The sequence below is a fragment of the Roseivirga sp. E12 genome, assembly GCF_017592825.1.
Lineage (GTDB): Bacteria > Bacteroidota > Bacteroidia > Cytophagales > Cyclobacteriaceae > Roseivirga.
On the sequence record NZ_JAGFMD010000002.1, the window covers coordinates 47,729 to 71,755 of the forward strand.

22 protein-coding genes are annotated in these 24,027 nt (G+C 38.2%); all 22 read right to left on the reverse strand.

What is annotated here, in order from left to right; all coding sequences use genetic code 11:
* Positions 1 to 3: 3 nt before the first annotated feature.
* On the reverse strand, positions 4 to 1,896 hold the full coding sequence (locus tag J4E76_RS07825; RefSeq protein WP_208502860.1) for a nucleoside-diphosphate sugar epimerase/dehydratase: 1,893 nt from the start codon (positions 1,894 to 1,896) through the stop codon (positions 4 to 6).
* A complete protein-coding gene (locus J4E76_RS07830) occupies positions 1,893 to 3,038 on the reverse strand; it encodes a DegT/DnrJ/EryC1/StrS aminotransferase family protein (protein ID WP_208502862.1) in 1,146 nt (381 codons plus the stop codon). The genes J4E76_RS07825 and J4E76_RS07830 overlap by 4 nt, the downstream gene beginning before the upstream one ends.
* Positions 3,031 to 3,627 (reverse strand): acetyltransferase, encoded by a 597-nt coding sequence (locus J4E76_RS07835; protein WP_208502864.1) that lies wholly within the window; start codon positions 3,625 to 3,627, stop codon positions 3,031 to 3,033. The genes J4E76_RS07830 and J4E76_RS07835 overlap by 8 nt, the downstream gene beginning before the upstream one ends.
* Positions 3,624 to 4,232, reverse strand: a complete 609-nt coding sequence (locus J4E76_RS07840) for a sugar transferase (protein WP_208502865.1) — start codon at positions 4,230 to 4,232, stop codon at positions 3,624 to 3,626. The genes J4E76_RS07835 and J4E76_RS07840 overlap by 4 nt, the downstream gene beginning before the upstream one ends.
* Entirely contained in the window at positions 4,225 to 5,367 is a 1,143-nt protein-coding gene (locus J4E76_RS07845; RefSeq protein WP_236017333.1) for a glycosyltransferase family 4 protein, read from the reverse strand. Before J4E76_RS07845 ends, J4E76_RS07840 begins: the two co-directional genes overlap by 8 nt.
* Entirely contained in the window at positions 5,345 to 6,592 is a 1,248-nt protein-coding gene (locus J4E76_RS07850) for a hypothetical protein (RefSeq protein ID WP_208502869.1), read from the reverse strand. Before J4E76_RS07850 ends, J4E76_RS07845 begins: the two co-directional genes overlap by 23 nt.
* On the reverse strand, positions 6,592 to 7,737 hold the full coding sequence (locus J4E76_RS07855; protein WP_208502870.1) for a glycosyltransferase family 4 protein: 1,146 nt from the start codon (positions 7,735 to 7,737) through the stop codon (positions 6,592 to 6,594). The genes J4E76_RS07850 and J4E76_RS07855 overlap by 1 nt, the downstream gene beginning before the upstream one ends.
* Before the next feature lie 73 nt (positions 7,738 to 7,810).
* Positions 7,811 to 8,740, reverse strand: a complete 930-nt coding sequence (locus J4E76_RS07860) for a hypothetical protein (protein WP_208502872.1) — start codon at positions 8,738 to 8,740, stop codon at positions 7,811 to 7,813.
* Positions 8,740 to 10,191, reverse strand: a complete 1,452-nt coding sequence (locus J4E76_RS07865) for an MBOAT family protein (protein WP_208502874.1) — start codon at positions 10,189 to 10,191, stop codon at positions 8,740 to 8,742. The genes J4E76_RS07860 and J4E76_RS07865 overlap by 1 nt, the downstream gene beginning before the upstream one ends.
* A gap of 73 nt (positions 10,192 to 10,264) precedes the next feature.
* Positions 10,265 to 10,987 (reverse strand): class I SAM-dependent methyltransferase, encoded by a 723-nt coding sequence (locus J4E76_RS07870; protein ID WP_208502876.1) that lies wholly within the window; start codon positions 10,985 to 10,987, stop codon positions 10,265 to 10,267.
* Positions 10,988 to 11,072: 85 nt separating this feature from the next.
* Positions 11,073 to 12,137: a glycosyltransferase gene (locus J4E76_RS07875; protein WP_208502878.1), complete on the reverse strand. Its 1,065-nt coding sequence runs from the start codon at positions 12,135 to 12,137 to the stop codon at positions 11,073 to 11,075.
* A complete protein-coding gene (locus J4E76_RS07880) occupies positions 12,137 to 13,246 on the reverse strand; it encodes a glycosyltransferase family 4 protein (protein WP_208502880.1) in 1,110 nt (369 codons plus the stop codon). Before J4E76_RS07880 ends, J4E76_RS07875 begins: the two co-directional genes overlap by 1 nt.
* Positions 13,243 to 14,226 (reverse strand): glycosyltransferase, encoded by a 984-nt coding sequence (locus tag J4E76_RS07885; RefSeq protein ID WP_208502883.1) that lies wholly within the window; start codon positions 14,224 to 14,226, stop codon positions 13,243 to 13,245. The genes J4E76_RS07880 and J4E76_RS07885 overlap by 4 nt, the downstream gene beginning before the upstream one ends.
* Complete coding sequence (locus tag J4E76_RS07890) at positions 14,219 to 15,397, reverse strand: polysialyltransferase family glycosyltransferase (protein WP_208502885.1); 1,179 nt, start codon at positions 15,395 to 15,397, stop codon at positions 14,219 to 14,221. Before J4E76_RS07890 ends, J4E76_RS07885 begins: the two co-directional genes overlap by 8 nt.
* Positions 15,398 to 15,476: 79 nt before the next feature.
* The gene (locus tag J4E76_RS07895; RefSeq protein WP_208502887.1) at positions 15,477 to 15,968 is read right to left on the reverse strand and encodes an HAD family hydrolase; all 492 of its coding nucleotides are present in this window, start codon (positions 15,966 to 15,968) and stop codon (positions 15,477 to 15,479) included.
* Positions 15,965 to 17,005 carry an N-acetylneuraminate synthase family protein gene (locus J4E76_RS07900; RefSeq protein WP_208502889.1) on the reverse strand — a complete coding sequence of 347 codons (1,041 nt, stop codon included), beginning with the start codon at positions 17,003 to 17,005 and terminating at the stop codon, positions 15,965 to 15,967. The genes J4E76_RS07895 and J4E76_RS07900 overlap by 4 nt, the downstream gene beginning before the upstream one ends.
* Positions 17,006 to 17,061: 56 nt before the next feature.
* Complete coding sequence (locus J4E76_RS07905) at positions 17,062 to 17,853, reverse strand: cytidylyltransferase domain-containing protein (RefSeq protein ID WP_370592798.1); 792 nt, start codon at positions 17,851 to 17,853, stop codon at positions 17,062 to 17,064.
* Positions 17,819 to 18,613: a glycosyltransferase family 4 protein gene (locus tag J4E76_RS07910; RefSeq protein WP_208502892.1), complete on the reverse strand. Its 795-nt coding sequence runs from the start codon at positions 18,611 to 18,613 to the stop codon at positions 17,819 to 17,821. Before J4E76_RS07910 ends, J4E76_RS07905 begins: the two co-directional genes overlap by 35 nt.
* A 260-nt stretch (positions 18,614 to 18,873) precedes the next feature.
* Positions 18,874 to 19,785 carry a sulfotransferase gene (locus tag J4E76_RS07915; RefSeq protein ID WP_208502894.1) on the reverse strand — a complete coding sequence of 304 codons (912 nt, stop codon included), beginning with the start codon at positions 19,783 to 19,785 and terminating at the stop codon, positions 18,874 to 18,876.
* Positions 19,786 to 19,939: 154 nt separating this feature from the next.
* Complete coding sequence (locus J4E76_RS07920; protein WP_208502896.1) at positions 19,940 to 21,295, reverse strand: surface carbohydrate biosynthesis protein; 1,356 nt, start codon at positions 21,293 to 21,295, stop codon at positions 19,940 to 19,942.
* Positions 21,292 to 23,163: a hypothetical protein gene (locus tag J4E76_RS07925; protein WP_208502898.1), complete on the reverse strand. Its 1,872-nt coding sequence runs from the start codon at positions 23,161 to 23,163 to the stop codon at positions 21,292 to 21,294. Before J4E76_RS07925 ends, J4E76_RS07920 begins: the two co-directional genes overlap by 4 nt.
* Positions 23,164 to 23,181: 18 nt before the next feature.
* On the reverse strand, positions 23,182 to 24,009 hold the full coding sequence (locus J4E76_RS21085) for a CatB-related O-acetyltransferase (protein WP_208502899.1): 828 nt from the start codon (positions 24,007 to 24,009) through the stop codon (positions 23,182 to 23,184).
* Between the last annotated feature and the right edge of the window lie 18 nt (positions 24,010 to 24,027).

The window sequence follows — 24,027 nt, forward strand, 5'->3', positions numbered from 1 at the left end:
GCGTCAGTCTAAGACCTCGAACGGAGATGCTTTACTTTTGTATTCTACAATAAAGGACTTCAATTGAGTAACCAAGTCAAACTCAATCTCTGACTTATCCCCTTCCAGTATTTTGGCAATATTATCTAAAGTTGATTTTACACTCGAAAACTCTATCGTACGGGTTTTAGCTATCATGATTTTCGGATGATGAGTAGCCATATTGTTTTCATTGCTGTCAAGCAACTCTTCAAACAGTTTCTCCCCAGGTCTAAGTCCAGTAAATGCTATCTCAATATCCTTACCTTCAATCAGTCCTGACAGTTGGATCATACGCTTTGCCAAGTCTACAATTTTGACAGACCTTCCCATATCGAACACAAAGATTTCACCTCCATTACCCATCGTTGCGGCCTCCAATACCAAGCTGCATGACTCTGGAATCGTCATAAAAAAACGGGTGATTTCTGGATGTGTAACAGTAATTGGCCCACCATTCTGAATTTGCTTCTTAAATATTGGTATCACTGATCCATTAGAACCTAAGACATTCCCAAATCTTGTCGTGATAAATTTTGTGCTATCCGTCTTGTCCAAAGATCCAAGAAACCCATTTAATGATTGTACATAAATCTCAGCGGCACGCTTTGTGGCACCCATAACACTTGTTGGGTTCACTGCCTTATCTGTGGAAACCATCACGAATTTCTGAACATTGAACTCTACAGATATGTCGGCCAAATTCTTAGTACCCATCACATTACACTCGATCGCCTCTGGCACATTAGCCTCCATCATAGGCACATGTTTATATGCTGCCGCATGAAATACCATATCTGGCTTATAAACATCAAAGCATGCCCTAACTCGTTTAGCATTCGTAACATCTGCCACAAAACAGACTAGGCGCTCATCTAACTTGAGAATTGATCGTAGTTCATTTTCAATTTCGAATAATCCAGTTTCCCATTGATCTAATAGGATCAACTGTGAAGGGTTATATCTTACAATCTGCCTTGCTATTTCACTTCCAATTGAACCGGCAGCGCCTGTTATTAGAATAGACTTTTTCTGCATCTCATTAGAGACAAAATCGTTATTCAAAACAATTGCATTTCTGCCAAGTAAATCTTCAATCCTTACTTCTTTAATCTGAGAAATATCAAACTCACCTCCAATCCATTTATCTGTGGAAGGTACCGCAGACACTTTTATACCGAATTCTAGACATCGATCGACTAAGTCATTTTTCTTGTCTAGGGAAAGGTTGGTAACCGCAATAATAAGCTCAGTAGGACCATGCTTTAATACTACCTTTTCAAACTCAGCAGTAGCAGAATAGATCTTTACACCACCAATAACATTCCCTATCTTTCTTTCATTGTCCTCAAGGAAACCAACTACCTTAATGTTTGATTTAGTATCATTGTCGAGTAACTGCTTTGTCATCATTCCAGATCTACCGGCACCCATAATAAGAACCTTTCTCTCCGCCTTTGGACCAGTACGATAAAATGCAAAGAGTTCTTTAACCAGCAATCGATAACTAATTGAAAGAACCAATGAAACAAGAAAAGCAATAAGCGCCACCGAATATGGCAAAGAGTTCTCTGAAAGATAATTGACCGCAAATATGATAAGAAGTGTAACCAAATTAGCATAAAGTACCCTAAGTGTATCCTGAATCCCCGTATACCTAATAATTCCTGCAAAACTTCTGGTTAACAATGACCCTATAAAACCTGAAGCAGTAAATATCAGTGTCCCCCGAAGAAAGTCAAATTCATAAAGCTGGTCTATTAGAAAGTTCAATCTCAGCAGATAGGCAACCAAGGCGGATACCGAGAATACCATCAAATCAATAAAGACAATTATCCATCTAGGAAGTACGTTAAGAGTTTTTATTCTACTTATCATCCTTTCAACAATAACCTGTTTAAGCTCTTTTCGATTCTATGCATTTCTGGATCTCCCAGGTTTGAGCCAGAGGGTAGGCAGAGTCCGTTATGGAAGAGCCTTTCCGATAATCTATCACCATAGTATGGGAAATGACTGAAAATCGGTTGCATGTGCATCGGTTTCCAGAGGGGCCTTGATTCTATGTTATCTGCAAGCAAATGCAACCTAATCCTTTCTCGATCTAGGCCAAGAGAGCTTTCATCAATAACCAAAGCTGAAAGCCAATGATTTGAGAAATAATCATTATTTGGTTCAACCAGGAATTCAACACCATCTAATCCCTCAAGAAGTTGTCTATAAAAACTATTGATTGTTCTCCTCTTCTCTACCCAATCGTCAAGCACTAGCATCTGCCCTCTTCCAATACCCGCAACCACATTTGACATTCGATAATTATACCCAATGGCACTGTGTTCATAATGAACATAGTTATCTCTTGCCTGTGTAGCTAAGAATCTAGACCTTTTGATCCATTCCTCATTATTTGATAACAGCGCTCCACCTCCTGAAGTAGTGATAATTTTATTTCCGTTAAATGAGTAAATACTCATGTCTCCAAAAGAGCCCAATTTTCTATTCTTGTAAGAACTACCAAGTGCCTCGGCAGCATCTTCGATTATTGGTATTTCATACTTTTTACAAACCTCAATTATCTCATCAAGCTTAGCTGGCATTCCATAAAGATGAACCAAGATTAAAGCCTTAGGCACATTTCCTGTCTTAGTTAATCTATCAACAATGGCATTCTCTAAATGCTCTGGTGACATATTCCAGGTTTCTGGCTCACTGTCTACCATTATAGGAACACCTCCTTGATATATGATGGGATTAACCGAGCCAGAAAATGTGAATGTAGAAACCAGTACTTCATCATATTGCTTCACACCCAAGATTATCAAAGCGAGGTGAATTGCTGCAGTACCACTTGCCAAAACTGCTGCATGTGGAACTCCTGAGTAGTCCTGGAGATCAGATTCAAAACCATCAACATTGGGGCCTAAAGGTGCTATCCAATTGGTATCGAAAGCAGTCTGAACAAATTTTTGTTCGTGTCCTCCCAAGTGGGGTGAAGACAATAAAATCTTCGATCGATCAGTCATTATAGTCTATTATTTTCCCTGGGTTTCCAACCACAATAGCTCCATCTGGTACATCCTCAATAATGACCGCACCTGCTCCAATAGTCACCCATTTTCCTATACTCAGATTGGGAATAACAGTAGCGCCTGCTCCAACATGTGTTCCTTCACCCACATGCACTGTTCCACATAGAATTGCTCCTGGAGAAATATGCGCATAATCGTCCACTTTACAATCATGATCAACACAAGCTGATGTATTAATGATTACATGATTTCCAATATCCACGGAACTATTTATTGTCGAGCCAGCCATAACAACAGTACCTTGACCAATAGATACATCATCACCCAAAGTAGCATTGGGATGTACAGCCCAGCCAAACTTGGCACTGAGCTTCTCTGCGATTCGCTTTCTGATTTTATTCGACCCGATTGATATTATAACATCCTCACTTCCTATTGAAAAATCAGAATCATGAATTACATTATAAGACTGAAGTGACTCAATCTCAGGGTTGGCATCTACTAAATAACCGATATCAACATTCTGCTTTTCTAGAATATCAATAATTACTTTGGCATGTCCTGAAGCTCCAAATAGTATCATAATTTATTCCCGGTAAATTTTTCCATTGTCTGCGAAGTGGCAGAACTAGTTTCTTTTGTTCTAAAAATTTTTAAGACAGTTAAAAGTAAGATTTTGAGATCTAAGCCAAAAGATAAATGATCCACATACCAAACATCGTATTCAAACTTCTTTTCCCAGCTAATTGTATTTCTACCATTAACTTGAGCCCATCCAGTTATACCTGGTCTCACACTATGCCTTCGACTTTGCTCCTCACTGTAGAGTGGTAGATATTCTACCAGAAGAGGCCGTGGACCAACAAAAGACATATCTCCTTTGAGAACATTAATCAGTTGTGGTAACTCATCTAGAGACAAGCCCCTCACAATCTTCCCTATTTTGGTCAGTCTATAAGCATCAGCCAAAAGGACACCGTTTTCGTCCTTGAGGTCATTCATTGTTTTCAATTTCGCAATCGTGAAAATTTTTCCATTTTTCCCAGGTCTTTTTTGAAAAAAGAATACACTTCCTCCGGTCATCACTATCATCACCAAAAGCAAGAGAAGGAAAAAAGGCAAAAGGGCTACTATAACTAGAGTGGCAAAAAAAACGTCAAAAATTCTCTTAAAAAAATATCTATACATCTGCCAGTTTCATAAAACGGAAGATTTTTTGATTAATTTGATTTACATCAAATCGTTCACGAGCCAAGATAAGACTCTCCTTTCCCATACTTTCAATTTGTTCTGGATTAATTAGAAAGGATTTCATTGCCTCTGCAAGTGCTTCACTATTTCTTACCGGAATAAGTAAGCCATTTTTTCTATCCTCAACAGTCTCTCTACAACCTGGGTGGTCGGTTGTAATGATGGGTTTACCCATTGCCATTGCCTCCTGAATCGTACGCGGCAAACCCTCATTATAATAACTAGGGAGCACGAAAACATCAGCCGCATCCATAAATGGACGGACGTCATCGGTCGTACCAAGGTAATTTATCAAACCTGACTCATGCTGTCTGTTAATTTCATCTTTTGAAATACCTCCCGGATTAGGATCTATCCAACCCAACAGTTGTACTTCAAAGTTCCCATGGGATTGCCGAAGTAGAGTTGTTGCTTCCAAAAGTTCTGGAATACCCTTCTCCCGTATCATTCTTGCTATGAAAAGAAATACCGTCTTGTCATTTTTAGTATGACTAGCTCTACTCTTATAGTGATTTAAATCTACACCGGTACCCTTGATTACTGTGGATCTTGAGGCTTTCGAAAGAATTCCCTCGGATTCAAAAAAATCTTTGTCCTGGTCGTTTTGAAAGATTACACCATTGACAGAACTCAAGGCACTTTTATACAAAGCTTTAACAAAAAAACGCACCATTCGACTTTTGAAAGTTGATTGATCAAAGCCTGACCCTTTACCTGTTATTAATGCAAACCTTGATACATCTTTTGAACTAAGAGCTCTTAACCCGAAGACGACTGGCTTTATGGTATAAGCTAGAACATAGTCTGGTTCGATGCTTCGTAGCTGTCTCTTAAACTTAAAATAGGCTCTGACGTCTTTGATAGGATTCAGTCCGGTTCTGTCAAACTCAGTAGATATGCAATGGACACCAATCTTCTCAACAAGAGTTCTGGTTTTTTTATCTATGAATGGCGCTGCTGCATAAACTTCGAAATCCTTCACAAGACTTTTTAGTAAAGGTCCTCTGAAGTTAATTAGAGAAGAGGCGAACCCTCCAATTAATAAAAAATTAGGCTTTTTGGAGTTTTGCAATCTCTTTAAGTCTTTGATTGTGCTTAACTTGTCTCTTTTGCTTTAGAAATGCCACTCGTCTATCTGAATAAGCATATATAATCATAAACATAAATGGATAGAGTATTATTCGCTGTCTCGCGATCAAGCCAATGTTTACAAGGGCTAATCCAGCGCCAACTGCGAAGAGGCCAATGAATACAAAACTAAAAGCCATTAACCTATCCCTACGAATGCTGAATGCTGCTCTCTTAACCGCTTTCCAATTTTTAATTACTAAAAACCAAATTATGTATATATCTAGAAAACTAATCACTTGTAACAAGCTAGTCACCTCCCAAGGGAACGGTCGAAGCAAGATATTTATAGGTGCTTGAACAAAACCAAGCGGCCCTTCTGAAACAGTAATCTCACTCCCTCCATATGACGACTTTCTACGCTGATCTTCTGCAAAATTGGTTACTTCCGTAATATCAGTGACCCCAACGACTGACAGAAAATACAATGCCCCAATGGAAGCAACAACCAGAATGAAAATATTTTGCAGGTTAAATTTCTTAAAAGACCCTAAAAAATACGCTCCTGCTAATGCAAACGCAAGCATAGCAGCGACCTGAGGCCTAACTAAATAACACCAAAAGAGTCCAAAAGTCATTGCCCAAATACTCTGCTTTCCATTGTTTGAGACTATACCTGTAATAAAGACTGCGACCCCCAGAAACATCCAAGTATCCTTACTAACATTTGCAGTCCAAAACCATAATGATGGATAGATCAAAAGTATATAGAGATATTTTTTATACTCGATACCTCCATAGGCACGATAAAATACCTTGGCAAAATAAAAAAGGCCTATAAGGCATAGAGAAGAATATAATAACCAAGTCCCTCTAAAGCTTTCACCGACTAATAGGATCATAAGTGCTGCAGGATAACCCACAAAATTCGTTCCTGTAAAAGCCGGCCCCCTCCAAGTAGTTGGATCAAATAACGGTGACATATCAAAGTCTCTGAAATACGATGCAAATTTCTGCCCCCATCTAAAATAAATAACAGGGTCAGCTCCTCCTCTATAGATACCAAACGCCACAAAGGCATATGCCAACACCCCAAAGAACCTTATAACCACAGCCCATGTCACAATATCATGGAACTTACTTGGCACATGTTTTTGACTGTAGAAGAATGCGAGTAAAGAAAACAATACTACAGCAATCAAAAGACCTGGAATTTCAAAAGAAGCCATTAGGTAGAAAGAGCCTTTTTATAAAACTCAATTGTTTCGTTTATCATACGTTCCAAATTGAAATGACTCTTTAGCCGGTTATAGGCTCTTTCCGCAACCTTCTCTTGTTTTTTGGGATTATCTAAGACCTGTATTAGTAACTCAGCCAATTTGTCAACATCATAAGGTGGCACAAGATAACCTGTTTTACCGTTTTCCATTAGCTCATTACCGGAAGGAACATCCCAAGATATAACCGGAGTCTTAGCACTGAATGCTTCGAGAAACACAACCCCAAATCCCTCAGACACTGAAGGCACCACTACCACATCCGAATTTGCCATATAAGCGCCTACTCTATTAGAATAGCCTAAGAATTGGATTTGATTTAACAACCCCATTTCTGTCACCAATTGTCTCAGGTGACTTTCAAACTCTCCCGTCCCTAGTATCAATAATTTCACCTCCCTTTTGTACCTCGATTTAAGCGTAGCCATAGCCCTAATCAGAAATTCATGCCCCTTAAAAGGAATCAGCCTACCGGCAATAATTATTTGCTTAGATGCCAACCTCAATGACAAATCGCCCTTGCTTAAGTAGTTCTCTGGCATATCAAACCCATAGTGAATAAGCCTCATTTTCTCCGGTGTCGCCAAGCGCGTTTTGATGAAGAAATTTAGCAGGCCCTTTGATATTGTATAGGAAGCGTCCATTTGTCGCTCTCCCCATCGACTGATTAGATAGTAAAGGGTTTTAGTCTGTTTGGTTGCATCAAAACCAAATTTGGAAGTAAAGTTATTATCGTAGCCATGCTTAGTTGAAACTAATATTGGCTGGAGCTTCATGAAAGCCTTGATCAGGGCTAGATGAAAATCAGCATGAATTAAATGCGTATGGATAATATCAAAATCACCATTATTTGCAATATTCTTAATCTTATTGAGCACCCTTAAGGTAGGGATTTTTCCAATATTGACTTGATAGGTCTTTACACCTAAAACTTCAAGACGATCGATAAAGTCTCCGTCTTCTCCCCCTTGATAATTCGTGTAAAGCCGAAGAAATTCAATCTGAACTCCTTCGGCCAAAAGTCCAGGGACCACTTTGAGCTGGTAGTTTTCAGCACCAAAAATACCTCCCTCTTTTTGTACAAATAAAACTCTCATCTATCTAAAGGAAATTACTAGTGTTCAAATTAAAGGAGCTTACAGGAATCTGACAATTTAATTGTATTCAAGTCTACAAGCCATTAGTTCGTAACCAATTAATTAAGGTTTTATTAAATAACTCTACTCCATTTTGATTCAAGTGATTACTGTCATAAAAAAAATCGTTACTTAAGTCCATTAGGTCATTGAAATTTACATACTGTGCCTGAGTTGAAAGCAGACTGTCTACTTCAGAATTATTTAGTCTTGAGTTATACAGGTTTTGAGTTATCGGAGCTTGTACCAATAAGAGCGGGTAATCATTATCTTTTATGAGCGCTACTATCTTTTCGAAACTGTCAATCTGGTTCTTCTGAAGCTCATAGTTTGAGACAGTGTGGTTTTGCTGAATAGTAGATTTCACGTTGATTTTCTGTACATATCCGCCTCTAACATATCTTTCATCATCTTTGATCAACGGCTCCTGATAGTATTTCTTCAACCCTAAAGCCTCTACAAAAATATCGTAGTTCAATACATTGAAAGTCTTCAGGTGATTTACTTTCAAGGCCATAGATACAGTATTCCAATTCAGTGGCTCATTAGAGATTATATCTAACGAAGACTCCACGCCATCATTTTGAAAAATACCTGGGTAGACTTCGTAAATGATAAGTTTCGGTTTAAAGTCCTGCAAATAGCTCTTGAGGAGTGCTAATGTCTGAAATGGTGTTTGCTGACTTGAGCCAAGAACAAAGATCTCAATACCCTGAGACTTGAATATTCTAGGGTCAAACCCCCTATAGGCATGAGAAGAGCCCAGAACAAGGATGTCAATATTAGAAACTGTATCCAATTCTTGAAGCCTTGTATACAAATGCCCATTGCCACCACGTACATACTTCATGTTTTTCTTAAACGACTCAAAAGGGATTGAACTGGACCAGATAAACATAATAATGGAGTAGCCTATCAAGGCGAATATTCCAAAGCCAATTATGTTTTTCAAAAACTTCTTCATTAAAATTGAAAGTAAATGAATGGAGATTCTTCTGTTTGCATGAACATTCCAATTAAGAAGATAAGGAAGGTATAGAAAGTCCAACGAGGCATTTTGGCAGAATTCAGCAACATTTTTTCTAATGCAAACTCATTCTTTCTACCCAACCATTCGATGCAAATGAAAAATGTAATCAAGAGTAGTAACATAAGTAAGCTACTTGATAAAAGTCCTACTGGAATAGTAAAAAAGCTAAGGTCAAAAATACCAGCATAGTACTGCCAAGCATGAATGACATTTTCAGCCCTGAATGCTACCCAGGCAAGAGTCGTTAAGGTGAAAGTTACAATGACATAGATCAATTCTTTAAGGCTAGGTAGAAACCTGTTTGCAGATACAACATCCAGGTTAGAACGATTTGAATTTGTGAGCAATAAAGGAATAAAGTAAAGAGCGTTTAATCCACCCCATAAAAGAAACGTCCAATTGGCACCATGCCATAACCCACTGACTAGAAATATGATAAAAACGTTACGTATCTGAAATGGCTTGGATCCTTTACTACCTCCTAGTGGAATGTACAAATAATCTCTAAACCAAGTAGAAAGAGAAATGTGCCACCTTCTCCAAAACTCAGCAATGTCTCTAGAAAAGTACGGAAAGGCGAAATTCTTCATTAAATCAAATCCAAAAAGCCTGGAAACCCCGATGGCAATGTCTGAATAACCTGAAAAATCACCATAAATCTGAAGGGCAAACAGAATTGCTCCCAGGAAAAGGGTACTCCCGCTATACTGAGATGGATCAGAAAAAATTTGGTTTACATAAACAGCACAATTGTCGGCTATGACTAGCTTTTTAAAGAAGCCCCAAAGAATCTGCCGCATTCCATTGGTCGCCTGGGCATAATCAAACTGCCTGCGCTTTTGAAACTGAGGAAGTAAGTGGTTAGCCCGTTCAATAGGTCCGGCAACCAATTGAGGAAAAAAACTAACAAAGGCCCCAAATGCTATAAAGTCATTAGTTGCAGACAGTTTTTTTCGGTAAATGTCAATGGTGTAACTCAGCGTTTGAAATGTATAAAAGCTTATACCCACAGGCAGTATTATACTAAGGGACCAAGTGTTTATTTCAAATCCTAAAAATGAAAAAGCTGATTGAAGATTATCTAAAAAGAAGTTGAAGTATTTAAAAAAACCTAGGACTCCTAAGTTTACCAAAATACTTGTGGCTAACAAAGCTTTCCTACGAACAGAATTCTGGCTCCTCTCTAACCATAGGCCTATAATATAGTCTATGGTAGTACTAAGAAAAATTAAGAACAAGAATCGCCAATCCCACCAACCATAGAACACATAACTTGCTACAACTATAAGCGCATTTTGTAATCTCAGATTCCCCATAAATACAAACCAATAGAGGCCAAAAACTATGGGAAGGAAAAAGACAAAGTCTAAAGAATTGAATAGCATTAATATCTAGCTCACAAAGCTTTGATAAAGGATCTCCTATGTTAAAATAGAACCTAGAACCTGAATTTATAACTTACTTGAGTTTTGGTATCTGTATATGGTCAATTAAATAAAGAGCAAGAGATTTATCTTTGAAAATACCACCCGCTTCTGTGCAATTTTCATTCATCACTTTGATTGGTTTAGGGAAATTAAAAGGGGAAAGCTGCAAATTCAAAGTTCGCCATTGTCCTGTCACAATATCCGTATTTTTAGAGTGTGCCGGAAATGTAGTGGTGAGCAAATACTTGCTTCCAGAAGCCTTAATGTTGTTAATTGACGCCACAACATCTTCAAAGCACAAGTGAACCAAGCAATCTCTTGTGACTATCAAATCACTTTTCGGGAGTTCATCTTTGATTAGATCAATCACCTGAAAACTAACATTCTCTCTGGCAAACTGTTGTGTATTTCGATCGATTAGCGCATCTACAATATCTGCCCCTAAGTAATTTACGTTTTCAAGTGAAACATTTCTCATCCATTCAAAATCACCACAAGGTAAATCCAAAACACTTTTGATCTCAAATTCATCGATCACTCTGTTTAGCTCATCAATAACGATATGTGTTTGAGAAGGGTCCGAACCCGTCCCTGATCGGCTAGTTTCCCCCTTCCATTTGTTTGTGTTATAGATCTCGCTGAAGACTTTTTTTGCAGATTTTCCTTTCAGATACTTCTCAAGCCGTCTCTTCTTATAGTACCCATAAATCCTCAACAAACCATCGGGAGCGATTTTCTTAATAAAACCTTTCATTATTCTAGGAAATATATAGTGAGTGCTTCTAACGAATTGCACCTAGCAAATAGAACGTAAAATCATATATTCGTGTAAAATAAGATTAATCTTGCCAATTTTTGATCACCTCAATGTATTTGGGCAAGATGTTATGTAGGTGGTATTGAGACACTGAATCCCTCAACTTCGTTTTGTCAAAAAAGCCATTATTCACAAGTTGATTCATCTCTTGTATCCCTCTTGCCAAATCCTGAGCATCACCAGGTTGTACTAATAACCCGTTTACTCTATCTTTCACAATACTGATTGGCCCACTGCAAGCGCTGGAAACTACTGGCACCCCCCCATTTAATGCTTCGATAAGTACCATACCAAAGGTTTCACTCAATGACGGTAAAATTAAAAAGTCATATTGAGCTAATATTTTATCAACATCTAGTACAGGAGAATAAAAGTTAATGTTACTCAAACCTAACTCGTCTCTTTTGAGTACTAGTTCTTCCTTTAATGGGCCACCTCCGTAAATGTCAATGTTGATTTCATCCTTGAGCAGCCTGGCTGCCTCTATTAGCTGTTCATGCCCTTTTTCTTTAGAAAGTCGCCCCAAACACAGAGCAATAGGCTCAGGCCTTGTTTTTTTCCCGTTCGACACATGTTCACTGACAAAATTCGGAATCAAATGGATCTTCTTAATACCATAAATTCTCTCATGTTTTGCCTTTTGGTCTGGAGAAAGTGCTACCAATTTTAAAAACTTCTGATTTAAAAGTGTTGACATCTCCATAACTTTGAGTCGAGAAAAAAGCGACTTCTTAATATCAAGGTCATTATGAAGGATGTAGATTAATCTCCATCGTCTGGTCAGAATATTGATTCTCGCAATTTGCCGGAAATTATTAGGACCATTAGCAATAATTGACGCACCTAGGGGTATTTTACTTTTGAGATTTTGACAAAGCTCTCTTAGCCCTCTCAAGCTATTAGTTTTTTGAATATGGAATTCTTCTACCTTGACCTGGGGTGATAGGAGTTCAATCATTGGCCCACTACACTTTACAGCCAGAAAAGTAACCTCAAAACCTGATTCAATCAGCGCATTTCCAAGTAGTATTGTATGCTTTTGAGCCCCGCCTATGGAGAAGTTCCATATGAGAATATATACTTTCATTACATGAGGCTTTCTAGGAATTCCCTGATGACTTTCGTTGGTCTATGATTTCTCTGGACTAACTCTAATGATTTTAGCCCCATTTCTTCGATTGATGATCTATTTTGGAGGAGAATCCTGATTTTTTCCTCAAGCATTTTTTTGTTTCCTCTTTCCACAACAAAACCATTCTTTCCATTCTCAATATAACCGGAAGAGCCATCCACATTGGTCGTTACAGTGGCTAAACCATAAGACATAGCTTCGAGAACAGTAAAGGAAGCCGGGTCATGATTAGTTGGTAGTACAAAGATATCATGTGCCATGTATAACTTCTCCATAAACCCCATAGGTTGGTTGATCAATAGTACAACATCGTCAGAATATGGGCTCTTTTCTCTTATGCTCAGCATATTTTTGAAGTAAGCACCATCTTCATCTCCGGTGCCACAAATAGTTAATTTAATATTGTCGAAACCCTCTCTCAGTTTCAGAAATGTTTTTAACATCATCTCTGGATTTTTAGACTTGAAATATTTTGCCACACAGAGTATGTTTATATTATCCTCTCTGAAATAGGTTCTGCCTTTGATTTGAGCGTGAATTAAAAATGGAAAATATATCAGTCTTTTTGAGGCTAATGGATATTTATCAGGCGCTCCTTTACAAGGAGACATCCAATAAGCATCTAGCAGACCAAGAGTCATCTTAAGAAGTATAAGTTTTGGCTTAGAATAGTGTTGATGAATTCTTATTCGGTTATGAAAAACAACTCTGCATTTGAACCAAACGGCCATAAACAGAATCATGTAACCAAACCTTGAAAAAACTGGCCTGATTACTACGATTTCCGGTTTCTCAGATTTAAGATATCGATAAAGTGTTCTAAAAGAGGGGTAATAGTATGGTGAAAAACTATCAACTCCATCACCTCGTTTACGAAGGCTGCTTTTCATCTTTCTGATTGACCACTTAGAAGGACTTAGATAGGTAGATTTAGGCAAGTCTGTTTGGTCCACCTCATCTGGCTTATATACTAACAATTTGACCTCATGTCCATTGAGTTGAATCCCCCTAAACCAATTAAAAAGGTTGGTATGGTACCTATGATGAGTAAAAAGAATTTTCATCCTATCAGTTTAACTACCTGGTCTTTCCAAATTTGATAATCTAATTTTGCCTCATTTTGATCTTTTCTTAAAACAGCATGCTTTGCTTCATTAAGTAATGTCAGACCTTTTTTATTGATGAAAAATTCACTTATTGCCCCAGCTCCATCAGAAATGATCGTACAATTACTCAATGAAGCTTCTAACGCTGGCCAACCAAACCCTTCAGAAATTGATGGAAAAAGCAGGTATTTTGAATTCTGATAACAGTACTTTAAGTCTAAATCACTCAGATTTTCAAATCGCGTAATTCGGTGCTGAACACCTAAATCTTGTATCAGGTGCTCATTAGAGTCATTAAACGAACCTATTCTTAGAAAATGAAATTCAGCTGGTAAGTCCGCCAGTAGCTTGATTGACCATTGATTATTCTTATACCAGGCATCGGTACCCACAGCTAGCAAAATCTGGTTGTGCTTAAACAGGTTAATTAACATTGAGTTCTCAGTTTCAACCCTCGTCTGTTTAGCCCAAAACGGCTCAATTCCATTATGAATTACCTGCAAGTTTTGGTGAAGCGAGAACTTCGGCATAAACTTCAATAAGTCACTTTTAGTGTGATTTGATACACAAACCACTTTGTTTGCCCTAAACATCCTATTGAGGAAAAAGCGGTACAATCGTTGGTGGATCTTTGCAGATTTCGATTGAGGATAAAGCGTATGTAAATCGTGACAGATTACGATCGAGTCTTCATGCATAAATGGCACTAAATAAGCATAGCGCTCACTTATAACTACATGCTTTCCTTTGCTCTTCCTCTTTTTCCTTGAGAGTAAAATATAATCGATATACTTAGCTTTTAGTCCCCTTGCATTTGGACGAACCACCTCATAAGCGATGTTATTCTCTTGGAGACCACTAAGCAAACCATCAAAATATCGGTTCATACTATAGCTACCTCCCAAACTCGGGTAAATGAAAACCTTATCCTCATTCATTTAAAAGATCTCTCAAAGCGTTCTGACTGATTCCTTCTGGCAAGATAAATTGTCGTTTAATTACCTCGTTCTCTACCTGATATTCATCTAACTGAATATCACCTGGCTTAAAACTCCAGAAATCTAGTATTGAAGCGCCCTTTATTCTATCAATAGCTTCTTGAAGTCCAGAATACTCAATTTTAAAAAGTACCGTTGCCCTCCAGTAGACTGCAGGAATAATCATGGTAGAATAAAAACCGAAGCAGCCTTTGGCACTTTGAACAATTCGATTAAAATTCTCAACCTCTTTCAGGTAAGTGATATTTTCGTGTTGTGGAAGCCAATCAGAACGATAAGATTCTGGATGCAATTTGATTAAAAGCTTAGCCTTTTTACTCAAACAAAACTCATTCAGCTTATTATAAAACTCAATCATCTTTACTTTTGAGACCGTTTCTTCACCAAAAGAATTTTCGGCCAAAGCTTGGTCTATGTGCAAATAGAAACCTTCTTCCATCAAGTTTTCTTCCACCTCCAAATAAGGAATTAACTCCGGACTACCTATATATTTGATCTGCTCATCACTTACCTGTTCGATTTCTTTATGAATAGTTGCGTTAAAAGGACTAAAACACAAATACTGACTTGCCTTTTTTAGTTTTAATGGAAAATATTTGGCAGTCCAATATGCTCCCTTTTTCTGTTGTAACTTGGTATATAGTGCAATTAAGACCAGCTTAATCTGATCCGTACCTTTCAATGAGTTGCGAATAAATGAGAGTGAACTAAATGCTTTTTCTGACTGCTCCTGCTTAACCATTTGCACTACATCCTTCTTTCTCCAAAGCTTTTCTCTCGTGCGGTAATCACGATAATTAGTGAAAATTCCGTGTTGAAGAATGTACGTTTTTATACCTTCTTTTTGTGCTGTATGATTCAAAGCCATACTTAGACCAGACTCAATCGACATGAATATGATACCATCAGGCATCAACTTCTTTAAAATGTCTTGAGCCGAATCGAATTCAGACCAATAGCAACATTTAAAATCATTTGCAAAGTTCGGCACTTTAGGAAAAGTGGATGGAAGAAAAGTAAGTTGAAAATCATCTTTCAAATCCACAAAGACTTTTACCCAGTCCTTTCGAATTGTAGGCCAAATAAGCAGATAGTGTTTTTTATCAGACAATCCAGATTAAATATAGGAGGTTCTCTTCCTTTAGGCAGACAGGTTCGGTTGCAAACGCCCTATGAATGACAACAATCACTTAAAGTAGATCTTCGATTTGTTGGCCATTGGATTCAATAATCCACTCAACGAACTCACGGAAAGCGCCTTCTCCTCCCGATTTCTGTGTTACGTAGTGGACATGTTTCTGAATGTAAGCAGGTGCATTGGCAGGTGCTGCTGAAACGCCACAGACCTTTAGTAATTCAAGGTCACCGATATCATCACCGATGTAGGCGACTTCCGAGAGGTTTATACCTAATTCTGTGCAAATGCCTTCCGCTACCTGTAACTTTTTGCTAATTCCTTGGTGAAGCATGTCAATTTCGAGCTTTTCAGCTCTTCGCTTTACAATGGCAGTATCTTCTCCTGTAATGATGCCAACTGAAATATTCAATTTCCTGGCGAATAGCACACCTGCACTGTCTGAGGTATTGAATTTCTTCCATTCATTGCCTGTCTGGTCATAGTACATTCCTCCGTCTGTCCAGACACCATCAATATCAGTTAAAATTAGTTTAGGAAGATTCATTGCAGCATATCTAAATAAATGATTTCGTCTGCCTGAATGTCTTGTTTGGCTTTCTTACCCAATAGCTGATTCTTTTCAGACCATTTCAGACCATCGCCCGGGCTTAACAGATGTATATGCTTCTCCATTAGTGTCTCTCCTTTGGTTACATTACACTTTGTAGCTATACTTCTCTCAAGTTTAATTCTCGCACCTTGAACCGCCTCATTACTTTCCTTCTTCTTAGAACCAAAAGCCAATTCAAGATTCCGAATATCACGCACCATCCTGCGCATACCATCAGGAGCCAGAGAACCTGCTTGATCTGTACCCTTCATGGTTCTGTCAAGGGTAATATGCTTTTCTATAGTCGTAGCGCCCATTGCCACTGCAGCCAGAGGAATCGCAATGCCAATGCTATGGTCTGAGTAACCAATTTCAAATTCAGGATAACGATCCTTCAGAAAATGAATACTGTTGAGGTTTATATTTTTGTATTCGCTAGGGTACTGAGACAGACAGTGCAGAATGGAGACTTTTTTATGATGCCTAGTAATCACCTCCAAGGCATCGTCAATTTCTTCGACTCCTCCCATTCCAGTAGATATAATCATTGGAATATTCGTCTCAGCCATAGCGTTTAACAATGGTAAGTTTGTCAAATCTCTGCTGGCCACTTTCAACCGATCAGGCGTGAAAAGTTTTAACATATTCAGGCATCCAATGGCGCACAGGGTTTCAACAAAATCAAGACCTTTAGATTTGGAATAATTAAAAAGCTCTAGGTGTTGTTCATCATTAAGTTCTAGCTTCTCTCTATGCGCTCCGTATGTTCTACCAAACGAATGGGGAGAGTCATAAGGTCTATTCATTGCGGAAGCCGATAACTCCTCACTAAGATCTCTTTTGGTAAGTTTTACAGCATTCCATGGCTTTAGGTTCAAATTGAAAAGCTCATCCTTAACCGGCTGTACTGCTTTATCGATGAGTAACTTGGCAAGATCAACGGACCCATTGTGGTTTTGACCAATCTCTCCAATTAAATATGTATCTGGCATAATTCTGTTGTATTGCTTAGCTCAATGTCATGGTATCAAAAGCAAATCATGGCTTATTATTTACTAAAACTACTAATTCCTTCACTCATAACTTTCAAAATATCAGGATTGGCATCGGAGGTTGAAACTAATTGATTCACTGAAAAACCGGAATTCTCTTCTCCTATCATTTTATACAACCTTTGCATTAGTTTAAAATCTCCTGGTGTATCTATTGTAAACCTTAAATCATTTCTATCGGAAACACTACTCGGAGCTGTCTGCAACAGAACTTTAAACTTTTCTGGATTCTCATATAAATAATTAGTGACATGCTCCTGGTAAAAATCCTCGGCAGGGTCGTCTTTCAACATCTGCTTAGCCTTTTTCAAAGCAGACAACTTTACACCCTCACTAAACAAACCCCAGTGCTTTCTTATAGCAGGCATTCCATCTGCTCCACACAGACTTACATATTCGGTTTCTCCTTTTAAAGCCTCCAAAAAACCTCCTATCTCATTAATTTGAAGAAAAGGGTTATCCGAACAAATTCTTATAAGATTTTCTGCACCTAAATGCTCAGCACAATCAATAAAACGATTCAATACATGGTTCTCGCTCCCTCTATAAACAATTAATGCATGGTTTTCACCCCAATTTTCTAATTGATCATCTGCTGAATTTAGAGTGGTTGCCAGGGCAATGGGAATATTAAGTGTCCTCAGTTTATCCAACTGGATATCTAGTAGGGACATATTACCATAGAAAGGTCTAAGGACCTTCCCTGCCATTCTTGTAGAAGACATTCGAGCTTGGATAATAATAAGGCTTTTATCATTCATAGTAGAGATCTTGGATGGCCTCTTCATAGCTCGAAGTCAATTTTTTAGGATGATAGTTTATAGACTCTTCTATACAGTTTTTCGAAAGTTCTTCTAGAGAGACCTCATCAGTCAAAATAGATCTTGTCAAGTTTTTCAAATCCAAAAATTCATTTAACACAAAACCAGTCTTCCCATTTTTTACGAAATCCTCCATTCCATATCCGCTATATAAAATGGAAGGTAATCCATTTGCTAGTGTCTCCAACCACACACGAGGCAGTCCTTCTGAGTGAGAAGGTAAAATATGTAGATCAGCCTTAATTACGAGTTCCAAGAGTTGGCTTTCAATTAACAAGCCATGAAATTCAACGTTATCATATTTAATTTCATTCTTATAAAGTTTCTCATTTCCTTTTCCAACGACATGAAAAGTCAACTCTGGAAATGCGTTTGCCAAGGCGATATAATCTGAAAGCCCCTTTCTCTTCCAATCATTACCTATGAAAATAGCATTCTCTAAAACGTGTCTGACTCTGCTCTTCTTCTGAAAACTGGTAAAGTCATTTGGAGGTAGTAACAAATTTCTCTGACTATTAATCCCCCAGTGTTTCTTATTATGATTGGCCATAAATGGTGTCATTGAGTAAACATGGTCGACAAAGTCATAACCAGCATTTATGTCACCTTTTGTTGCTTTTCTCAATTCAGCTAAGGCTATATCTAATGATTTGTCATCAATAACATTCCTCATTGTTTTAAAAGTCCTTACGTTGAATATCCAAACCAGTAACTTTTGTAATCTCAAAAAACTTGTTTTAGGAAGATATACAACGTCAGCTTTCCAAAAACCCCATATAAAGCCAACTGGGCCAAAAAATCTTACAGGGTATCGGCAATTAAAGAGCTTCATGCCTGGCCCTTTTATCTTAGGAAGGTCTCCATGATTAATTTGCAAAGAATAAACTATAAATTTTTCTTTATCCAAGTATTTAGCCAAGGCCCTACAGCTTAAATTTTGAGCATTTGTCTGATTGACAAAAGCGGCAAGAAAGACTTTTATTTTTTTCAATCTTGTCTGCTTAAGCTTTCAATAGCTTGCTTTCTTCTATATTCTCTACGTCCGCCCATACTTTTTAATCTACCCTTGATTCGGCTTACGACTGGTCCATAAAATTTCATTTTATAATCCAAATCCTCCAATTTATATCCTAAGTTTTGCAGCAAAATATTCGTTTCCCTCTCAATTAGAAAGACATCTTTCCTCTTCAATTTTTCCTTCCACAAATTGACTCGATTTGCTGAAAGGTCTTTCCCTACAAGCTTATGTTGGTTGTGCGTATAAGAAGGCAAGAAAGTCCCATCACCGCCTTCTATCATACCTTTATTGAACTTAATACCCAACCAGTCACAAATACTTGAAATGGTAATTTCAGGCTTGGTCAAAATATCTTCATAACGAACAGTATAAATGTTTTCTCCTTGGGCCAATGGCGCTAAACCCCACCCTACTTTTTTCATCCACCAACGCGCGGCAGTTATGGGGTCCTTTGGTCCCCAAGGAACAGACATTAAAGAATTAAAAACTGCTCTTCCATCTCTAATAATATGGAGAAACTTCGCATTTGGGTATACCCTTTTTAGCGCTTGATAATGTTCAAAGTTATTGGGTGTATGGTCTACGAAGTACTGATAACTGTTTTTGAATCTAAACTTTAGAAGTTGGTCGAACACTTCTGATCTTCTCAATTCCCCAGAGGTATCTAGTTTTTCCAGAAACTCATCGTTATTCCAGAGTCTAAATCTAAAATTATTCTTCAGTACTTCCTTATCGGACTTTGAAAATGTGCCTTCCTTAAGTAACCTGAACTTAAATTGAGCCTCAGGTGCCGTAACACATTCTTTGGATGCATTAAGTAAACCAGCCAGCATGGTTGTGCCACTGCGTTCACACCCTCCTATAAACAATTTTGTGCTCATAATTCGGCTACTTTCTCCATTCTTTGTGTGGATCAAAGTTTAGTGCTTCTGTAGGTGAAATTTCTGCAATGAAATTCATTTACAACGTTAATGGCAATAAGAGTGAATGTTTTAATGAAAAAGTACCAAATCAACTGACCCATCATAGTTTGAATCAATTTTCAGTAAAAATCTCGAATAAATTTAGGCCCTTAGAATTGATTCGAATACTTTCCATCTCAGAATCGCTGACCATTCTAGATAAATCTCTTCTCAACTCTCTTTTACCAAGTCCTGGAAACTTACGGGTGTTATAAAATTCTGTTGATGGTTTTAATTTAAACTTTACCAACCACATATAAACCTTTTGTTTCCAACTTACCTGAATCTCGTCAAAGGAATCATCTGTTCTAACTTCCTCCAGCTCGATGATGTGCTTCATGATTTGTTCGCTGGCATCATCTTCAGCCCCATAATTCGCTATATGCTTCTCAAATGCTCTGCTAGTTTTATCATTGATAAGGCCTGACCAGTCATCTTTTTGGATATGCCTTTCTAAGATTTGAAGCACTTCTTCTTTTTTGTGACATACTATGCTGAAATCATTGGAGATATGTTTCGCATACTCATGACTGGTATCAGGCAAGTAGGCAAGCACATCCCTACCGAGCAATTTAGCTTCTAAACCTGTGGTACATGAACTATGAATTACGAAAGATGATGCCATTAACCAAGGAGTTGGTGGCCCACCATCCTGGACATGAAGGTTTTTGTATTTTTCACTCATGGCCCTCCAAAAGCCTGGATCTTCTGACGGATGCGGTCGTACCAGTACATTCAGTTCTGGAAATTTAATGGCTGTCTCTTCCACCAAGTGAGCAAAGTAGTGGAACATTCTTTCGAAATAATCAAGCTTATCTGTATAATGCAGTTCGTCAGACTTGTTTTTTATCCGGCCTATGTTGGTTAAAAGTTTCATAGGCCCTCCCTTACCTAAAGCATGGTTTACAGTAAAATTGGAAGGAAAGAACACAAAGTCACCATATTTGGCTTTTATCCGGCTAATATCCTTAGCAAATATCTTCTGAGCCAATTTGGGCTTTAATAAATCGACCCTTGGGTTACCTGTCGCTTTTACCTTATGAGCATATTCGGGGTACTCTGAAAGTATTGTTTCTTCTTCTGACTTACCCCAAGTAAAGACCAGGGAGGCTTGTTCTAAGGTTTCGGGAGAAACTCTTTGAGTAACATACTTGAACCTGTTATTTTGACTGGCAAGACCTTCCTCATCTAAGGAAACAATTTGAGATCCCTTGCTTAATAACTCTGCAAATTGATCTTTCTTGTTCAACGATATACTTTTGTCGAAATAAACCCCTTTTGGCAATTTATCCCGATGAATTGACAGTGTTCGCTCTGAACCGAAAATGACTATAAAACCATTTTCTAATGCTTTCTTGACAAGAAGTAACCGAGAAAGATAATCTCTCACTTTAACCTCAACCGCTATAATCAAATACCTCTTCTTCATTTAGCAGAATTGTCATTATTAAGAATGCCATTCAGAAAAATCTGCATATTGACAAACCTGCAGGCCATCATAGCCATATCCTTTGTCCAAGAAAAGTTTCTATGACTGTTAATTCTTTCCATCCAAAAATCGAATAACATTTTTGCCTCAGGAGTCTTAAAATCTTCTGAAATCAACCTCTGGTTGGATAGAAGTTCTCCCAGAATATCCATTTCCTTATTGAGGCTCAAGGGTTTTTGAGGTACCACAGAAGTGGATCCCTGAATTACTCTTTTGAGTTTTGAAACAATACCTTGAGTCCAACTGGGGTTAAGTCCTAGTTCCTTGACATAGCTGGAGTAAGGTTTCATTTTCGATTGGAAATAACGATGACTCAATGGCTTAACTGTGAACATTTCTCTAATTGACAATCGATAATTCATGAAAAAAGAAGCCAAGGGGCCATGATTGTAAACAATCATTCTTTCCAAATCATCAATCCTTCGAATGTTCTGGTACATAGTAGGCACATTGTGAATAGTTCTACACCAACGCAGCGTTTTGATGGTAGTAAGTCGCTCCGAGGAATTGAATTCTTCTAGGTCTTTTCCAAATTTCCGCTTCATCAGGTCGGTAACAGGAAGGGACAACCGCTCGTCTCTGTTTTTTTTGTACATCTCACTCAAGGCTTCGAGTCCTTTTGGAAACTTCTCTTTCTCGTAAACCATGGTGTGCTCTTGATATGATCTGGCTAAACGATCTATGAAGGTCTTGAAGCTCATCCGCCACTCTTTCTTCCGTAGGATTGGAGTCAATAGAAATCGCCATTTTTTCGAGTGAAACATCCAATAGTAGATCACGCGATAAGGGATTTTCAAAAAAGTATATACGGCCCTTTTGTATCCGGTAATAGTTGAAAGTGGTGCGAAAGTGTCTACATAATAGAGCGTATCTAGGTTTTGACCTGAGAAGGCATGAACCAACTCTCCTTCGTCTTTTATGGCAAAGTCTACCGTGAGGTATTGAGGCCCGGCTATAGTGCCAAAACCTTCCTCTCCTCGTTTTCTCAAATAATCGAGGCTCATTCTCTCCTTTTGTTTGGCAAGAATGAGCTTATTGTCAAAGTCTTTAACAATAGACTCTGCCAGTGTCACGGAAGGATGCCCTACTCCTGAATAGGGAACATGCAAGCAATCTATTTTACCCAGGGCTGCCAATAATACAGCACTGTCGATGCCCCCAGATTTTAGAAGGATGAATTTTTTTTCTTCATCCTTCTTAATGAGTGTCAGAGTCTGCTCCAGTAAAAACCCAAATCGTTTGCTGTTTTTACTAAAAGTCCCCTGCTTTTGTTTGTAATTAAGAAAAAACAAGTCTATATCAGACTGGTTCTCCGCCAAACGGATTTTAGAGCCTGGAATTAGTTTTTTAATGTTTTCAAAAAGACTGTCAAAGGGGTTTCTGGCCAATATGTGGTGCGATAAAATGGAATTGACGACTTCTTTTTCATCCAAAGTATCATAGGAACCATATGCACAGTAAATCCACTTTTCATTATTTGAAAATGTGATTTCACCTGATTTTTCTTTGTGGAAATACAAGGCTGGCGCAGACAATGTGCAGAAAATGTCTAGCTCTGTATCATTGCTTATAATCAAGAATGCCTCTCCCACTATAGCACCTACCAGTTCATCAATGTCTTGGTGCTTTTCAATTGCCGACAGCAATCTTTCATTCAGCTTTACTTCAGACAGAACCTCTTCACCGATAACTGCACCAAAAACTTCACCAAAAATGCATAATGTAAATCCATTCCCCTTATGCATTTGAAAATCAACATCACTGCTGACTGATGAGTATCCCGATACCCTAAAACTTATGTCATCCATAATTACTGGTTCCTGAACTTAAGAAAAATCCATACTTAGAAATTTACCAATGTCTCCGTTGATGCGCTGTACATAATCACCGATTTTCTCCTCCGGCCAATCCCACCATTCTATCTCAAGTAGCCGTTTAATCTCGTTTTCACTAAACCTTAATTTCAATACTTTGGCAGGAATCCCCCCAACTATGGCATAGTCTGGTACATCCTTGGTAACATAAGCACGAGATGCTATCACTGCTCCATGTCCAACTGTGACCCCAACCTTAATAATGGCACCTTCGCCTATGTAAACATCATTTTTGATGATGGTTTTTGTTTCAATTAACTCAGCTTTTGCTGTATCGTCTTTAGTGATATCCTTGTGTTTGTTAGTAAAGTGATAATTGAGAGGATATGTACTTACTGTATCGGTCCTATGTCCCATTTGACCAATGACACAATTATCTCCTACATGACAGAAACTACCGACTTCGGCATTTTGCAGCACTGTGGTAGGTTTAACATAAGAATACTTACCGATGCTGCTTCTTCCTAATGTCCGAGTGCTCTTTCCAAAAAATGGCTCGGTAAAATTATATTCAATTTTCCCACGAGGAACACCCAACTCAACAAGTTGATTGGTAATCTCCTCGTTGAATATCGGGCAGACTATAATCTTGTCGTAAGTCATGTCAGAGACTGACTCCGGGGCATATACAGGGACACCATCCAACAGAGTATTGGTTATTCTAGAGTCGTTATCTAGAAAAGCCACTATTCTGGCCTGGTTCATCCATACAAATGGTTTAAGCGAAGCCAAAACATGTTTGCCATCTTGATTCGCTCCAAAAAGTACTATATCTAACATTCAATTAGCTGCTTAAGC

Excerpts from the sequence above, each read along its gene's own strand:
- J4E76_RS07895 (WP_208502887.1), bottom strand. The coding sequence starts at position 15,968 with ATGAATCTTCCTAAACTAATTTTAACTGATATTGATGGTGTCTGGACA.
- J4E76_RS07920 (WP_208502896.1), bottom strand. The coding sequence starts at position 21,295 with ATGAAGAAGAGGTATTTGATTATAGCGGTTGAGGTTAAAGTGAGAGAT.
- J4E76_RS07870 (WP_208502876.1), bottom strand. The coding sequence starts at position 10,987 with ATGAAAGGTTTTATTAAGAAAATCGCTCCCGATGGTTTGTTGAGGATT.
- J4E76_RS07855 (WP_208502870.1), bottom strand. The coding sequence starts at position 7,737 with ATGAGAGTTTTATTTGTACAAAAAGAGGGAGGTATTTTTGGTGCTGAA.
- J4E76_RS07840 (WP_208502865.1), bottom strand. The coding sequence starts at position 4,232 with ATGTATAGATATTTTTTTAAGAGAATTTTTGACGTTTTTTTTGCCACT.
- J4E76_RS07865 (WP_208502874.1), bottom strand. The coding sequence starts at position 10,191 with ATGCTATTCAATTCTTTAGACTTTGTCTTTTTCCTTCCCATAGTTTTT.
- J4E76_RS07925 (WP_208502898.1), bottom strand. The coding sequence starts at position 23,163 with ATGGATGACATAAGTTTTAGGGTATCGGGATACTCATCAGTCAGCAGT.
- J4E76_RS07875 (WP_208502878.1), bottom strand. The coding sequence starts at position 12,137 with ATGAAAGTATATATTCTCATATGGAACTTCTCCATAGGCGGGGCTCAA.
- J4E76_RS07880 (WP_208502880.1), bottom strand. The coding sequence starts at position 13,246 with ATGAAAATTCTTTTTACTCATCATAGGTACCATACCAACCTTTTTAAT.
- J4E76_RS07830 (WP_208502862.1), bottom strand. The coding sequence starts at position 3,038 with ATGACTGATCGATCGAAGATTTTATTGTCTTCACCCCACTTGGGAGGA.
- J4E76_RS07860 (WP_208502872.1), bottom strand. The coding sequence starts at position 8,740 with ATGAAGAAGTTTTTGAAAAACATAATTGGCTTTGGAATATTCGCCTTG.
- J4E76_RS07885 (WP_208502883.1), bottom strand. The coding sequence starts at position 14,226 with ATGAATGAGGATAAGGTTTTCATTTACCCGAGTTTGGGAGGTAGCTAT.
- J4E76_RS07825 (WP_208502860.1), bottom strand. The coding sequence starts at position 1,896 with ATGATAAGTAGAATAAAAACTCTTAACGTACTTCCTAGATGGATAATT.
- J4E76_RS07915 (WP_208502894.1), bottom strand. The coding sequence starts at position 19,785 with ATGAGCACAAAATTGTTTATAGGAGGGTGTGAACGCAGTGGCACAACC.
- J4E76_RS21085 (WP_208502899.1), bottom strand. The coding sequence starts at position 24,009 with ATGTTAGATATAGTACTTTTTGGAGCGAATCAAGATGGCAAACATGTT.
- J4E76_RS07900 (WP_208502889.1), bottom strand. The coding sequence starts at position 17,005 with ATGCCAGATACATATTTAATTGGAGAGATTGGTCAAAACCACAATGGG.
- J4E76_RS07905 (WP_370592798.1), bottom strand. The coding sequence starts at position 17,853 with ATGAAGAGGCCATCCAAGATCTCTACTATGAATGATAAAAGCCTTATT.
- J4E76_RS07835 (WP_208502864.1), bottom strand. The coding sequence starts at position 3,627 with ATGATACTATTTGGAGCTTCAGGACATGCCAAAGTAATTATTGATATT.
- J4E76_RS07850 (WP_208502869.1), bottom strand. The coding sequence starts at position 6,592 with ATGGCTTCTTTTGAAATTCCAGGTCTTTTGATTGCTGTAGTATTGTTT.